Consider the following 13,886-nt stretch of genomic DNA (forward strand, 5'->3'; position numbering starts at 1 on the left):
TATGTACCAGACGACCTACCACCGCCCCTCCTCGGTCGATGAAGCGGCAAGCCTATTCGCCAAGGGATCGGACGCGAAGTATCTGGCCGGCGGCCATACACTCATCCCTGTGATGAAGCAGCGGCTAGCCGCACCGTCCGACGTGATCGATCTTGGCAAGATCAAGGAATTGGTCGGCATAGAGGCGTCCGCCGACACGCTGACCATCAAGGCCGCGACGACCTACTACGACATCATGCAAAATGCCGATGTCAAAAAGTCAATTCCCGCGATCTCCTATCTCACCTCGATGCTCGGCGACCCTGCGGTGCGTCACCGCGGCACGATCGGCGGCTCGATCGCTAACAACGATCCGGCGGCAGATTTTCCCGCAGCGCTGGTTTCGCTTGATGCGACGGTCAAGACCAACAAGCGCTCGATCGCGGCGGACGACTTCTTTAAAGGCCTATTCACGACGGCGCTCGAGGACGGTGAGATCATCACCGCGATCGCGTTTCCGATCCCCGCAAAGGCGGGCTACGCCAAGATGCGGCATCCGGCTTCGCGTTTCGCGCTGACTGGCGTGTTCGTCACTCAGACCAAGACGGGTGACGTCCGCGTCGCGGCGACAGGCGCGTCGCAGGATGGCGTGATGCGGGTGCCGGCAATCGAGGCGGCGTTGAAAGCGAACTGGTCGGCGGGTGCGATCGACGGCGTTACGATTTCCGCCGACGGCATGATCAGCGATATCCACGGCACCTCGGACTATCGCGCCAATCTCGTGAAGGTGATGGCGCAGCGCGCGGTGGACGCCGCGGGCTGACAGAACACAACTTTCATGCGAGCGGCGCGCAGTCATGCGCGCCGCTCTGCTTTTGGCCAGATTCTCAGCAAAAGAAGCTTGCCACGCTCTCGCTTCGGCAGGACAATTTAGCTAACCAACTAATTAAGACGCCCGGTCGGCATTTCCCTTGGGAGAGAAAACAAGTGCTCGATAAACCAGCCACCCAATCCGCTATCAGCACCTCCGGCCCGCTCGCCGGTTTCCGCATCGTCGAATTCGCCGGCATCGGCCCGGGCCCGTTCGCCTGCATGATGCTGGCCGACATGGGCGCGGAAGTCGTCACGCTTGATCGCATCGGCGCGAAGAAGAATTTGAAATCGGTGGCGGGACGCGGCCGGAAAGTCGTCGAGCTCGATCTGAAGGACAAGGCTGCCGTCGCGCAGGTGCTTGACCTGCTTGCCAACGCGGATGCGCTGATCGAAGGCTTTCGGCCCGGCGTGATGGAGCGGCTCGGCCTCGGACCCGATGTGGTGCTGGCGCGCAACCCGCGCCTGGTGTTCGGCCGCATGACCGGCTGGGGCCAGGAAGGTCCGCTGGCGCATGCCGCCGGCCATGACATCAACTACATCTCGGTCACCGGCGCGCTTGCCGCGATCGGCACGAAGGAGAAGCCGGTGCCGCCGCTCAACCTCGTCGGCGATTTCGGCGGCGGCGCGCTCTATCTCGTGGTCGGCGTGCTCGCCGCGCTGCTAGAGGCATCGAAATCCGGCAAGGGCCAGGTGGTGGACGCTGCGATGTGCGACGGCGCGGCGTCGCTGATGTCGATGTTCTTCGACATGACCGCGATTGGCCGCTGGGTGGAAGGCCGCGAGCAGAATTTCCTCGACGGCGGCGCGCATTTCTACGGCATCTATGAATGCGCCTGCGGCAACTTCATTTCGATCGGCTCGATCGAACCGCAGTTCTACGCGCTCTTGCGCCAGCATGCCGGCCTGACCGATGCCGATTTCGACGCCCAAATGGACCGCAAGGCCTGGCCGGACTTGAGGGAAAAGCTGACGAAAGTATTCAAGAGCAAAACCCGCGAAGACTGGTGCAAGATCATGGAAGGCACCGACATCTGCTTCGCGCCGATCCTGACCATGGCGGAAGCGCCGAAGCACCCGCACATGGCCGCGCGAAAAGTATTCGTCGAGCGCCACGGCGTGACCCAGCCCGCGCCCGCGCCGCGGTTTTCGCGGACACCATCGGCGATCCGGGATGCGGAGAGGGCGGAGCTGGCTGCGCTGACGAGCGCTTGGAAGAGATAGCCGTCATTCCGGGCGCTCGTGAAACGAGCGAACCCGGAATCCAGAGGTTGCCTTGTCGAGATTCCGGGTTCGCCCTAACGCGCGCCCCGGAATGACAGGTCAGGCTGCATTCCCCACCTTCAACACACCCCGCCTGATCTGATCCTCCTCGATCGATTCGAACAGCGCCTTGAAATTGCCCTCGCCGAATCCATCGTCGCCCTTGCGCTGGATGAACTCGAAGAAGATCGGCCCGATCGCGTTCGCCGAGAAAATCTGCAGCAGCACCTTGGTGTGGCCGCCATCGACCACGCCCTCTCCGTCAATGAGGATGCCGTTCTTCTGCAGCCGCGCGACGTCCTCGCCATGTCCGGGCAGGCGCGTTCCGATCTTCTCGAAATACGTGTCCGGCGGTGACGGCATGAACGGCAGGCCGGACGCACGCAGCGTCTCGACGGTGCGGTAGATGTCGCGTGCGCCGCAGGCGATGTGCTGGATGCCCTCGCCGCGATAGATGTTGAGATACTCTTCGATCTGGCCGGAATCGCCGGCGTCCTCGTTGATCGGAATCCGGATCTTGCCGTCCGGGCTGGTCAGCGCTCGTGAGAACAGGCCGGACGCGCGGCCTTCGATGTCGAAGAAGCGGATCTGGCGGAAGTTGAACAGTCTCTCGTAGAAGCCGGTCCACACATCCATGCGGCCGCGATGGACGTTGTGGGTGAGGTGATCGATGTAGTAGAGCCCGGCGCCGGCAGGACGCGGATCGCGCGCGCCGAGCCATTCGAATTCGCTGTCATAGGCCGAGCCCTTGGCGCCGTAGCGATCGACGAAATAGAGCAGGCTGCCGCCGATGCCCCTGATGGCGGGAACGTCGAGCGTCTTGTGCGCCGAAGGGATATCGGCAGCCTCCGCGCCGAGCGAGAGCGCCCGCTCATACGCCTGTTTGGCATCGACCACGCGAAACGCCATCGACGGCGCGCAAGGTCCATGCGCGGCAACGAAGCCGTGGCCATGAGTACCGGGCTGCTCGTTGACGAGATAGTTGATGTCTCCCTGGCGATAGACCGTGATCTTCTTGGTCTTGTGCCGGGCCACAGGGACGTAGCCCATCAGGCGGAACAGCGTGTGCAGTTCCTCCGGCCTTGGGTGCGCGTATTCGACGAACTCAAATCCGTCGGTGCCCATCGGATTGTCGGCGCTGATGGTGGCAGCCGGCGCGTCGTGCGGAAACGGACCCATGGCGAAATCTCCCGAAAATTGATCCGGATCAATCTCGGTCAAAACGGGCGCAAAGTGTATGCAAACGGGGTCGCTGTCGGCTATCATGCCGCACAATTCGTGCATCAAGCTGGCAATTTGCGCATGATCTCCGTAGACACCTTCGACCTCAAAATGCTCGCCGCGCTGCAGAACGATGGCCGGCTGACCAACCAAGAGCTCGCCGACCTCGTCGGGCTATCAGCTTCGCAATGCTCGCGGCGGCGGATGCGGCTGGAGGAAGAAAAGGTGATCGCCGGCTACCACGCCGACCTGGCCGGTGAGGCGCTCGGCTTCCATCTGATCGCCTTCGTCCACATCACGCTGGCGACGCACTCGCCCGACAATGCCAAGAAATTCCGCGCGCTGGTCAATCGAGTCGACGACATCCAGGAAGCCTATTCGCTCACCGGCGACGCCGATTATGTGCTGAAAGTGGTGTTGCGCGACCTGAAGGACCTCTCCGACCTTGTCAACAATGTGCTGATGCCGCACCAGAGCGTCGCGCATGTCCGCTCCTCGATCGTGCTCGATCGGCTGAAGGAGAGCGCGAAGCTGCCGCTCAAGACCTAGATGGCGCAATTCGAGGGAAATTCGCCATTCGACTTTTTCGGCCGATTTGCAATCATCCGCCCGGAATCATCTCACGAGAAAACCATGGCGCTACAACTCCGGCCAAACTGCGAATATTGCGACAAGGACCTGCCGCCGAACGCAACCGATGCGCGGATCTGTTCCTACGAATGCACGTTCTGCGCCGATTGCGCCGAGAACAAGCTGCACAATGTCTGCCCGAACTGCGGCGGCGGATTTGAGCGGCGGCCGATCCGCCCCGCCACCGAGCGGCGGCCGGGCGTATGCGTGGCGAAGCAGTTGCCGTCGGACAAGCGGGTGCATTTGAAATATCCGCTGGAAGATATCGCCGCCCACTGCGCGCGACTGCGGGATATTCCGCCGCAGGAGCGGTGAACTACCCCCGTCATTGCGAGGAGCGTTAGCGACGAAGCAATCCATGCTTCCGCTTGCGGCGCGATGGATTGCTTCGCTTCGCTCGCAATGATGGGTAGAGGGCGTTGCCACGCGCCCCCAAAAATCACCCCGCCGCCAGAATAGTCCCCTCGACCTCGCCGAAACCGACACGATAGCCGTCGCCCTGGCACCAGCCGCGCATCACCAGCGAATCGCCGTCTTCCAGGAACGAGCGCTTGACGCCCTCGGCGAGCTCGACCGGCTCGGTGCCGTTCCAGCTTATCTCGAGCAGGCTGCCGCGCTGGTCCTTTTCCGGGCCGGAGATGGTGCCGCTGCCCAGGAGGTCGCCGACATTCATCGCGCAGCCGCAGGCCGCATGGTGCACAAGCTGCTGCACCGATGACCAATACATATACTTGAAATTGGTGCGGCTGATATTCTTCGGCGCGTTCATCGGCGCGGCGCGCAGGTCCACCTCCAGCGCCAGGTCGTAATTGTTCGGCTGCACCTGCTGCAGATATGGCAGCGGCTTTGGGTCCTGGACGGGACCATGAAGGCGGAACGGCTCCAGCGCCTCGCGCGTCACCACCCAGGGGCTGATCGAGGTCGCGAACACCTTGGCCTGAAACGGCCCGAGCGGCACATATTCCCACTGCTGGATGTCGCGCGCGCTCCAGTCGTTCAGGATCACAAAGCCGAAGATCATCTCCTCGGCCTGCTTTTCGGTGAGCATTTCACCCATTGTTGATGGTTGGCCGACGACGACGCCCATCTCAAGTTCGAAATCGAGCCGCTTGCATGGCCCGAAGCTCGGCACCTCGGCCGTCGGCGGCTTCAACTGTCCGCGCGGGCGGCGCACCGGCGTGCCGCTCACGACGACGGTCGAGGCGCGGCCGTTATAGCCGATCGGCATATGTAGCCAGTTCGGCTGCAGCGCATTGTCCTTGCCGCGGAACATCACGCCGACATTGGTGGCGTGCTCCTTGGATGAATAGAAATCGGTATAGCCGGAGACCGCGAACGGCATGTGCAGCTTCACGTCGGCCATCGGCACCAGCACCCGCTTGCGAAGTCTCTCATTGTCGCGCAGCTCAGGATGATCGTGCCGCAACAGCTCGCTGATCCGCGCCCGCGTACTCGACCAGGCCTTTGGTCCCAGTGCCATGAACGGATTGAGCTGCGAGGCAGCGAATACCGCGGGCTCGACGACGTCGAACCGGCAATCCTGCGCGAGCTGCCAGAGATCGAGCACGTAATCGCCGACCGCGACCCCAATGCGCGGGGCGAGCCCGTCCTTGGCCGAGAACACGCCATAGGGGAGATTCTGGATCGGAAAATGAGAATCGGGCGCGACGTCGATGAAGGAGCGGAGTTTGGGATCGTTGGGATGGGGCACAGTGTTGTCCTGCTGGTATCGCTACAACTCTACCTGCCGTCGGGATGGTCCGAAGGACCAGACCCGGAATCTCGAGATTCCGGGTTCATCGCTGCGCGATGCCCCGGAATGACGCGCAGATCGTCACGGCTTGCTCGGATCGAACCGCTTTTCCAGGCCCTTCCAGCAATCGGCGTAGTCGTCCTGCAGCGTCGCCGTCGTCGCTGCATGCTGCGTGACCCGCTGCGGAAAGCGCGTTTCGAACATGAACGCCATGGTGCCGGTCAGCTTCACCGGCTTGAGCTCGCTAGTGCTGGCGTGATCGAATGCCTCTCGGTCGGGGCCGTGCGGCAGCATGCAGTTGTGCAGACTGATGCCGCCGGGGACGAAGCCCTGCGGCTTGGCGTCATAGACGCCATAGATCAGTCCCATGAACTCGCTCATGATGTTCATGTGGTACCAAGGCGGACGGAAAGTATTCTCCGCAACTGCCCAGCGTTCCGGGAAAATCACAAAATCGATATTCGCGGTGCCGGCGGTTTCCGACGGCGAGGTCAGCACCGTGAAGATCGAGGGATCGGGATGGTCGAAGCTGATGGCGCCGACCGGCGAGAAGGTGCGCAGGTCGTATTTGTAGGGCGCGTAGTTGCCGTGCCAGGCCACCACGTCGATCGGCGAATGCGGCAGCGTGGTCTTGAACAGCGAGCCGCCCCATTTGACGTAAAGCTCGGTCGGCGTGTCCTTGTCCTCATAGCTGGCGACCGGTGTGAGGAAGTCGCGCGAATTGGCGAGGCAGTTGGCGCCGATCGGCCCGCGCTCCGGCAGCGTGAAGGCACCGCCGTAGTTTTCGCAGAGATAGCCGCGCGCCGGCCCGTTCGGAATCTCGATGCGGAATTTCACGCCGCGCGGGATCACCGCGATCTCGCCCGGCTCGATATCGATGCGGCCGAACTCGGTGACGAGGCGCAGATTGCCCTGCTGCGCCACGAACATCATCTCGCCATCGGCATTGTAGAAATGCTGATCGACCATCGATTTGGTGATGAGATAGACATGGGCGGCCATGCCCGCTTGCGTGTTGGCGTCGCCCGCGGTCGTCATGGTCTGCACGCCCTGCAGGAAGGTCACCTCCTCCTTCGGGATCGGGGCTGGATCCCAGCGGAGCTGCGCGATCGGCAAGTCATACTCGTGGCACGGCGCGGTGCGCCACAGCCCGGCATCGACCTTTTCAAACCGACCGGAATGTTTCACCGAGGGGCGGATGCGATAGAGCCAGGAGCGCTCGTTGCTGCCGCGCGGCGCAGTGAAGGGCGAGCCGGACAATTGCTCGGCATAGAGCCCGTAGGCGCAGCGCTGCGGCGAGTTGCGTCCGATCGGCAGCGCGCCGGGCAGTGCCTCGGTCTCAAAGCTGTTGCCGAAACCGGACATGTAGCCCGGGGTAATCTGCGCGGTGCTGCGAACGATCTGATCAGGCGAGGTATTGATATTCATGGTCATCCTCCTCCTTGCAGCGCGGCCCACATTTCCTGGTCGCGCTTGTCGGTCCAGATCACGGGATCGTCGATCCCCGATGCTTCATCGTAGGCGCGCGAGACGTTGAACGGCAGGCAGTGCTCATAGATGGCGAAGTTGGAAAACTTGGGATCCATCACCTCGCGGGTTGCGGCAAACGTCTCTTTCAACGTGCGGCCCTTGGCGACCGAGCTTTCCGCTGCGCCATAAAGCGTGGTGACGAAGTCGCGCGTCATCGCGATGGCGTCGCGCCCGGTCGAAAGACCCTTAAGCGCATCGCCACGGCCCGGCGCGATTGCCTTCGGATTGAAGGCGCGGATTTCATTCAGCGTGGCCGGCCATTCGCGCAAATGCGCATCACCGCAATAGCAGGCCGAGTGATATTCGATGAGATCGCCGGAGAACATGACTTCGGCATCCGGCACCCAGGCGACGATGTCGCCGGACGTATGGCCCGCGCCGAGCTGCATCAGCCGCACCTCGCGCTTGCCCAGAAAAATCGACATCTCGCCTTCGAAGGTCAGCGTCGGCCAGGTCAGGCCGGGAATGCTCTCGGCATCCTGGAACAGGCGCGGGAACCGGCCGTATTCGGAATCCCAATCCTGCTGGCCGCGTTCCTCGATCAGCCGATAGGTTTCGGATGACGCCACGATACCTTGCGCCTTGTAGGCAGAGGCGCCGAGCACGCGCACCGCGTGGTAATGCGACAGCACGACATATTTGATCGGCTTGTCAGTGACGGTCCGAACGCGCTCGATCACCTTGTTCGCCATTGCCGGCGTTGCCTGGGCATCGAACACCAGGCAGCCGTCGTCACCGACGATGACGGCAGAGTTCGGATCGCCTTCGGCAGTGAACGCGTAGAGATCAGTGCCGATTTCGGAGAAGGTGATCTTTTTCTCCGCCAGATCGGTGCTGGACGCGAAACCTTTAGCCATCAATTCGATTCCTGACTTCGTTCGAGAAGTGAACTATTGCTGCTGTTGTTGCTGTTGCCGCTGGCTCGTATCGAGCATGCGCCGGGCAGCAAGGGCAATCGCTTCCTTCAGCACATCGAGGTCGCCGATGTGATTGGCAAGAATGAGAACCAGCGCCGCATCAAGATCGGCACTTTGTTCGTCGTTCAGCCCACGATGCGCCTCGACGATGGCGCGAAACGCGTCGTCAGGCTTGGCAAAATTCGAACGTGTCGATAGCGCCATGACGAAACCTCAGTTGTGGCCGGCAGCACGCGCGAGCGCGGCGTCGAGCGCCGCCCGGGTCGGGTGGCGGAAGCGCGCCGCGACATAGCCGTCGGGACGCAACAAATAGGCGGCGCCGGGTTCGGCGTCGTAACGCCTGGCAGCAAGACCGGTAGGATCGGCAAACCCGCCCTCAAGGCCACCCTTGCCGCCGATCCGGATCGTGCCCAATCCGTCCGGCAGCTCCGGCGCAGCACCATTGCTAAACTCCAGCAAGGCGAAGCTCGTTCCGGCGCCGATGAAGGCATCGGTGAGATACATCGGTTCGCCGCGCGCGCCCGCCACCGGCGCGTCCGGCATCGAGGCGCCGGGGCGCGGGCCGCCGTGCCAGGAATCGGCATCAGCGGTCGAAAGTGGCGTGTCGTAGACCGAGGGCGTCGAGAGGCGCCCGCCATTCACCATGCGTTTGCCGAACTCGGTTTCCCTGGCGAGCGACAGCACCGCCTTGCGCAGCCGCGCCTCCTGGTGCGAGTTCGGCGCCATGAAGTCGGTCGAGCGGGTGGATTCGCGGATGTTCTCGTCGGCCGCGGCGCTGCGCTCGATGTGATAGCTTTCGAGCAGCGCTTGGGGCGAGGTTCCCCGCAGCACGCGATCGAGCTTCCATGCCAGATTCTCGGCATCCTCGAGCCCGGAATTGGCACCACGCGCGCCGAACGGCGAGACCTGATGCGCGGCATCGCCGGCAAAGATCACCCGGCCGTGGATGAACTTGTTCATCCGCCGGCACTGGAATTTGTACAGCGAAATCCATTCGAAATCGAACTTGTCATGCCCGAGCATGCGGGCGATGCGCGGCCGCACGTTCTCCGGCAGCTTTTCGACCGCGGGATCGGCGAGGCGATTGAGCTGCAGATCGATCCGCCAGATATCGTCGGGCTGCTTATGCAGAAGCGCGGAGCGTCCGGCATGGAACGGCGGATCGAACCAGAACCAGCGCTCGGTCGGAAATGCCGCCGTCATCTTGACGTCGGCGATCAGGAACTGGTCCTCGAACACCTGGCCCGTAAATTCCGCGCCGACCATTTGCCGGAGTGAGGAGCGGGCGCCGTCGCAGGCGACGACATATTGCGCGGCCAGCCGATAGGGACCATCAGGCGTCTGGATCGTCAGCACCACGTGGTCGTTGTGCGGCTCAAGGCCGGTCACCTTGTTGCGCCAGCGCAGGTCCACGGCGGGCAGTTCCTCGACGCGATCGACCAGATAGGCTTCCGCATAGAATTGCTGCAGGTTGATGAAGGCCGGCCGCTTGTGGCCCTCCTCCGGCAACAGGTTGAACTGATAGAGCAGGGAATCGCCGTGAAAGATCTTGCCGACGCTCCACACCACGCCCTTGTCGACCATGCGCTGACCGATGCCGAGCCGATCCCAGAATTCGAGCGAGCGTTTGGAGAAGCAGATCGCCCGCGATCCCTCGCCGATCCGGTCGGCGTCATCGAGCAGCACCACCGACTGCCCGCGCTGCGCCAGATCGATCGCCAGCGAAAGCCCCACCGGTCCGGCGCCGACCACGACAATCGCATGCTCCGCAATGTTCGCAGCGCCCCGATCCTGGTCGGGGTGGCGGCGATAGCCGAACTGGGTTTTAGTCAGCGCCATGCGGCTTAACCGGTGACTAGCCAAGGGCTCGGGGCCCTGCTAAATTAGTCTCACTTGCAACTATCTTAACCCCCGGGCCGGGTCGAGTGCAACTCAAATCGAGGCGATTCTTGCCAAAGGCGACGTCAGGCGAAATAGCTGCCCTTCCGCGGGAAGAGAGTGCGCCGAAGAAAGCGGCGCGGCTCGACCTCTTCAGATTCATGCCATTTCGGCTGAACCGGCTGGCGGCGGAAGTCAGTTCCGCGCTCTCGGCCGAATATGCGACCCGCTACGGGCTCGACATTCCGGAATGGCGTGTGCTGGCGACCCTCGGCTTCCGCCATGAGCCCTGCAGTGCGCAATACGTCGCCGATTGCACGCGCACCCACAAATCCACCATCAGCCGCGCCGTCACCTCGCTGATGAAGCGGCAGATCATCGAGCGCGTCGAGAACGAGGACGATCGCCGCGAATTCCGCCTGCGCCTCACCGGCGAGGGCGCCGCGCTCTATGAGGAGCTGATCCCGCGTCTGTTGCGCCGGGAGCAGGAGATATTGTCCTGTCTTTCCGCGCAGGAGCGCAGGGATCTTGGACGGCTGCTCGGCAAGATCGAGGCAAGCCTTGAACTGGTGCAGACCAGCGAAGAGGCCGACGCGAAGGAGGCGTATTAGTTTCGTTGTCGTTCCGGGGCGATGCGAAGCATCGAACTATGTGCGCAATTGCGCACCTGAGAATCTCGAGATTTCCCGATGCGCAATTGCGCATCTGAGGTCTGGTCCTTCGGACCATCCCGGAATGACGACGTTCACAACCGATCAATATGCTTTGCGATGACGGGGAAATAACTATCGCCCGATCCGGCATCGATCGCTTCCTGCAGAATCGTTGCGACCAGCTCAGCGCCGCGGATTTTCAACCCGGCATCGGCCGCGAGCTCCAGCGCGTATGATAGATCCTTCAGCGCATATTTGGTCGAGAACGCGCGCTCCGGAAAATTGCCCGGCACGATCGCCTTCATGCCGTGATTGCGCAGCGCAAAACTGTCGGCCGAGCCTTTTGAAAGCGTATCGAGCAGCAGCTTGGGATCAACGGCATTGTGTTTGGCGACGGCAACCGCTTCGGCCAGCGCATTGACGGTTTCGAACAGCACCATGTTGTTGAGAATCTTCGTCACCTGCCCGGCCCCGACCTCGCCACAATGGGTGACGTCGGTCGCAAAGCAGCGGATCAACGGCTCGATCTCAGCGTAAAGCGCCGGCGTTCCCCCGACCATGACGCTGAGCGTGCCGTCCTGTGCCGCCTGCCGCGTGCGCGCGATCGGCGCGTCGGCCCAGGCTGCGCCTTTTTCCTGCAACTGTTCGGCAAAGTCGCGGGTCTGGCTGACCGAGGATGTGCCGAGATCGACGACGACCTGGCCGCTCCGGACGTTATTGAGAATGCCGTCGCCTTCGAACACCGCGCGAACATGCTTGGCGCTCGGCAGGCAGAGAAACAGCAGATCGCTCTGCTTGATCACATCGGCAACCGAGGCTGCGACGCCAGCGCCTTCCGCGCGCAGCCGCGCCAACGGCTCGGGCGACAGATCGAAGGCAAGCACGCGCTTGCCGCTCTTCTTCACGAGATTGCGGCAGATTGGCTCGCCCATCACGCCGAGGCCGATAAAGCCGATTGTCTTGTATTCCGACATATCCGGCTGCGCCTATTTTGCGAAGGAGCGTGACGGCGCCAGATGCAGCGCGAACGCATCGACCTTGTCGCTGGCGCGCGGATAGATCTCGCTCACGATTGGATCGTGGCCGGGGATGAAACGGTCGGGATGGCCGGCCAGGCGCTCGACGGTTTCCCAGCCCTGCGCCATGTCGCCGACATTGTAGACGATTGGGAACGGGCTGCGCTTGTGCAGATTGGCGTAATAATGTGCGGCGTCCGATGCCAGCACCACCGGCCCGCGTGCGGTTTCCACACGCACCACCTGCAGGCCGTCCGAATGGCCGCCAACGCGATGCACCGTCACGCCGGGGGCGACCTCGCCTTCTCCGGAATGGAAGGTGACGCGCTCGCCATAGACATGGCGCACCATGGTTGTGACGTGCTCGACCGAAAACGGATGCCGCAGCAGGCCGTTGCACATGCAGCGCCCGGTCGCGTAGCTCATTTCGCGCTCCTGCAGATGAAACCGCGCATTCGGGAAGCGATCGAGATTGCCGGCGTGGTCATAGTGCAGATGGGTGACGATCACGTCGCGAATCGCTTCGACGCCAACGCCAAAACCCGCCAGCGCGTCTACCGGATTGAGCGTGAGCTTGCGCGAACGCGCTTTCGCCTCCTCGGCGTTGAAGCCGGTATCGACCAAGATGTCGCGGCCGCCGCCCCGGATCAGCCAGACGAAATAATCGAGGTCCTGCGCTGTCGTCTCGTGCGGATCGGGCACCAGAAAATTCAGATGAGGGGTGCGGGGCGACATCGTCGCATAGCGCAGCGCATAGATTTCGTAGGCGTTTCCCATTGGTGTCACTTTGTTCTTTGTTGAATGCTGGATTGGCCGATCCCGGCACCAAGCCATTGTCATCCGCAAAGGTCAAACGCACTGCGCGAATGACAGCCGTGTGGCAGTGCCGGGCAGTATGTGAGAGGCGTCACATTCTGATTCGGTGGTCGTCACCCCCTTGAGCCTGATGATTTTCTGGTTGGATGAGTTGGTCGCAGACCCGTTTTACCTCTCCCGATTGCGGGGCGGCCATGGGCCGCCTATGCCTCCCTCAACCGGAAGAGGGAGCGGGAACCGCTGCGCCGGACCCAACCACGGGGCAAGATTCGGCCGCGGGCCGAGGTTGGTTATTCCCCCTCCATCCGCGCGGCCTGGTCGCGGTGAATTGTCGCAATTAATGACGAGATCGCAATCAGTTGACGGGGGTGCAGAGCGGGTTTGATAATGCCGATACCGTAGAGTAAGGTCCCCCGCCGCGCGAGCTAGCATCGCTGCGATTTTGGCTGGTTTGCCGTGATCTGGACTGCCATCATTATGAAAATCCGCCTTGCATTGCTCCTCACATTGCTCTTTGCGCTCGCCTCCGTTGCGCCATCTTTCGCCGCCGGTGAGCGTTATGCGCTGATAATCGGTAATGCCAAATATCCGGATGCCGAGGCGCCGCTGAAGGAGCCGATCAATGATGCGCGCGACATCGCCGACGAGCTGAAGCGTGACGGGTTCAATGTCGATATCGGCGAGAACCTGACCGGCGAGCAGATGCGCCGCGCCTTCGAGCGCCTCTATGGCAAGATCAAGCCCGGATCGGTCGCGCTGATATTCTTCTCCGGCTTCGGCGTGCAGTCGAGCCGCCAGAGCTACATGATCCCCGTCGATGCGCAGATCTGGACCGAGGCTGACGTGCGCCGCGACGGTTTCAGCCTCGAGACCGTGCTAGGCGAGATCAACAGCCGTGGCGCCGGCGTCAAGATCGCACTGATCGACGCCTCCAGGCGCAACCCGTTCGAGCGCCGGTTCCGCAGCTTTTCCGCCGGCCTTGCGCCGGTGATCGCGCCGAACGGCACGCTGGTGATGTATTCGGCCGCCCTCTCCTCGGTGATCTCGGACAACGGCGGCGACCGCAGCCTGTTCGTGCGTGAATTGCTGAAGGAAATCCGCACCCCTGACCTGACGGCGGAGGAGACCCTGAACCGCACCCGCGTCGGCGTCACCCGCGCCTCACGCAGCGAGCAGGTGCCATGGATTTCTTCGTCGCTGGCGGAAGATTTTTCCTTCATCCCGAGCGGCGCCGGCACGCGGCCGGCGAGCCCGCCACCGGCCCCGGTAGCGGCCGCGCCCACAGCTCCAGCTCCGGCCCCCTCTCCTGCACCGGCACCCGCTCCTGCCACGCCGCAGGTCGCTGCGCCCGCGCCACCGC

14 protein-coding genes are annotated in these 13,886 nt (G+C 62.7%); 6 read left to right on the forward strand and 8 right to left on the reverse strand.

Features of this window, described 5'->3' with window-relative positions; all coding sequences use genetic code 11:
• The first annotated feature begins 1 nt into the window (after position 1).
• Positions 2-802: an FAD binding domain-containing protein gene (locus tag HCN50_RS31750; protein WP_171713820.1), complete on the forward strand. Its 801-nt coding sequence runs from the start codon at positions 2-4 to the stop codon at positions 800-802.
• Positions 803-966: 164 nt separating this feature from the next.
• Positions 967-2,073: a CaiB/BaiF CoA transferase family protein gene (locus tag HCN50_RS31755; protein WP_171713821.1), complete on the forward strand. Its 1,107-nt coding sequence runs from the start codon at positions 967-969 to the stop codon at positions 2,071-2,073.
• A gap of 99 nt (positions 2,074-2,172) precedes the next feature.
• Here HCN50_RS31755 and hppD read toward each other — a convergent pair whose 3' ends face one another.
• Positions 2,173-3,291, reverse strand: coding sequence for a 4-hydroxyphenylpyruvate dioxygenase (gene hppD / locus HCN50_RS31760; RefSeq protein ID WP_171713822.1), 1,119 nt, complete (start codon positions 3,289-3,291; stop codon positions 2,173-2,175).
• A gap of 123 nt (positions 3,292-3,414) precedes the next feature.
• On the opposite strand from hppD, the gene HCN50_RS31765 reads away from it, so the two are divergent.
• Entirely contained in the window at positions 3,415-3,882 is a 468-nt protein-coding gene (locus HCN50_RS31765; protein ID WP_171713823.1) for an Lrp/AsnC family transcriptional regulator, read from the forward strand.
• Between the two features lie 84 nt (positions 3,883-3,966).
• Entirely contained in the window at positions 3,967-4,278 is a 312-nt protein-coding gene (locus HCN50_RS31770) for a DUF1272 domain-containing protein (protein WP_171713824.1), read from the forward strand.
• A 124-nt stretch (positions 4,279-4,402) separates the two neighbouring features.
• Here HCN50_RS31770 and fahA read toward each other — a convergent pair whose 3' ends face one another.
• The 5 genes from fahA to HCN50_RS31795 form a co-directional block, all read right to left on the reverse strand.
• Positions 4,403-5,674, reverse strand: a complete 1,272-nt coding sequence (fahA, locus tag HCN50_RS31775; RefSeq protein WP_171713825.1) for a fumarylacetoacetase — start codon at positions 5,672-5,674, stop codon at positions 4,403-4,405.
• Between the two features lie 123 nt (positions 5,675-5,797).
• Positions 5,798-7,144 carry a homogentisate 1,2-dioxygenase gene (gene hmgA / locus HCN50_RS31780; RefSeq protein ID WP_171713826.1) on the reverse strand — a complete coding sequence of 449 codons (1,347 nt, stop codon included), beginning with the start codon at positions 7,142-7,144 and terminating at the stop codon, positions 5,798-5,800.
• A 2-nt stretch (positions 7,145-7,146) separates the two neighbouring features.
• Positions 7,147-8,103 carry an MBL fold metallo-hydrolase gene (locus HCN50_RS31785; protein WP_171713827.1) on the reverse strand — a complete coding sequence of 319 codons (957 nt, stop codon included), beginning with the start codon at positions 8,101-8,103 and terminating at the stop codon, positions 7,147-7,149.
• A 33-nt stretch (positions 8,104-8,136) separates the two neighbouring features.
• Complete coding sequence (locus HCN50_RS31790) at positions 8,137-8,367, reverse strand: DUF2783 domain-containing protein (protein WP_171713828.1); 231 nt, start codon at positions 8,365-8,367, stop codon at positions 8,137-8,139.
• A 9-nt stretch (positions 8,368-8,376) separates the two neighbouring features.
• Entirely contained in the window at positions 8,377-10,002 is a 1,626-nt protein-coding gene (locus tag HCN50_RS31795; RefSeq protein ID WP_171713829.1) for an FAD-dependent oxidoreductase, read from the reverse strand.
• A gap of 200 nt (positions 10,003-10,202) precedes the next feature.
• Here HCN50_RS31795 and HCN50_RS31800 point away from each other — a divergent pair, with 200 nt between their 5' ends.
• The gene (locus HCN50_RS31800) at positions 10,203-10,652 is read left to right on the forward strand and encodes a MarR family winged helix-turn-helix transcriptional regulator (RefSeq protein WP_235977345.1); all 450 of its coding nucleotides are present in this window, start codon (positions 10,203-10,205) and stop codon (positions 10,650-10,652) included.
• A gap of 134 nt (positions 10,653-10,786) precedes the next feature.
• Here the strand turns inward: HCN50_RS31800 and HCN50_RS31805 are convergent, their stop codons facing one another.
• Together HCN50_RS31805 and HCN50_RS31810 are read right to left on the reverse strand one after the other, a co-directional pair.
• Entirely contained in the window at positions 10,787-11,668 is an 882-nt protein-coding gene (locus HCN50_RS31805) for an NAD(P)-dependent oxidoreductase (protein WP_171713830.1), read from the reverse strand.
• A 12-nt stretch (positions 11,669-11,680) separates the two neighbouring features.
• Complete coding sequence (locus tag HCN50_RS31810) at positions 11,681-12,487, reverse strand: N-acyl homoserine lactonase family protein (protein WP_171713831.1); 807 nt, start codon at positions 12,485-12,487, stop codon at positions 11,681-11,683.
• 516 nt (positions 12,488-13,003) lie between these two features.
• On the opposite strand from HCN50_RS31810, the gene HCN50_RS31815 reads away from it, so the two are divergent.
• The coding region (locus tag HCN50_RS31815) for a caspase family protein (RefSeq protein ID WP_171713832.1) at positions 13,004-13,886 on the forward strand (883 nt) is incomplete at its 3' end.

The sequence above is a fragment of the Bradyrhizobium archetypum genome, from assembly GCF_013114835.1.
Lineage (GTDB): Bacteria > Pseudomonadota > Alphaproteobacteria > Rhizobiales > Xanthobacteraceae > Bradyrhizobium > Bradyrhizobium archetypum.

Excerpts from the sequence above, each read along its gene's own strand:
- HCN50_RS31750 (WP_171713820.1), top strand. The coding sequence starts at position 2 with ATGTACCAGACGACCTACCACCGCCCCTCCTCGGTCGATGAAGCGGCA.
- hppD (WP_171713822.1), bottom strand. The coding sequence starts at position 3,291 with ATGGGTCCGTTTCCGCACGACGCGCCGGCTGCCACCATCAGCGCCGAC.
- HCN50_RS31765 (WP_171713823.1), top strand. The coding sequence starts at position 3,415 with ATGATCTCCGTAGACACCTTCGACCTCAAAATGCTCGCCGCGCTGCAG.
- HCN50_RS31770 (WP_171713824.1), top strand. The coding sequence starts at position 3,967 with ATGGCGCTACAACTCCGGCCAAACTGCGAATATTGCGACAAGGACCTG.
- hmgA (WP_171713826.1), bottom strand. The coding sequence starts at position 7,144 with ATGAATATCAATACCTCGCCTGATCAGATCGTTCGCAGCACCGCGCAG.
- HCN50_RS31785 (WP_171713827.1), bottom strand. The coding sequence starts at position 8,103 with ATGGCTAAAGGTTTCGCGTCCAGCACCGATCTGGCGGAGAAAAAGATC.
- HCN50_RS31790 (WP_171713828.1), bottom strand. The coding sequence starts at position 8,367 with ATGGCGCTATCGACACGTTCGAATTTTGCCAAGCCTGACGACGCGTTT.
- HCN50_RS31795 (WP_171713829.1), bottom strand. The coding sequence starts at position 10,002 with ATGGCGCTGACTAAAACCCAGTTCGGCTATCGCCGCCACCCCGACCAG.
- HCN50_RS31800 (WP_235977345.1), top strand. The coding sequence starts at position 10,203 with ATGCCATTTCGGCTGAACCGGCTGGCGGCGGAAGTCAGTTCCGCGCTC.
- HCN50_RS31805 (WP_171713830.1), bottom strand. The coding sequence starts at position 11,668 with ATGTCGGAATACAAGACAATCGGCTTTATCGGCCTCGGCGTGATGGGC.
- HCN50_RS31810 (WP_171713831.1), bottom strand. The coding sequence starts at position 12,487 with ATGGGAAACGCCTACGAAATCTATGCGCTGCGCTATGCGACGATGTCG.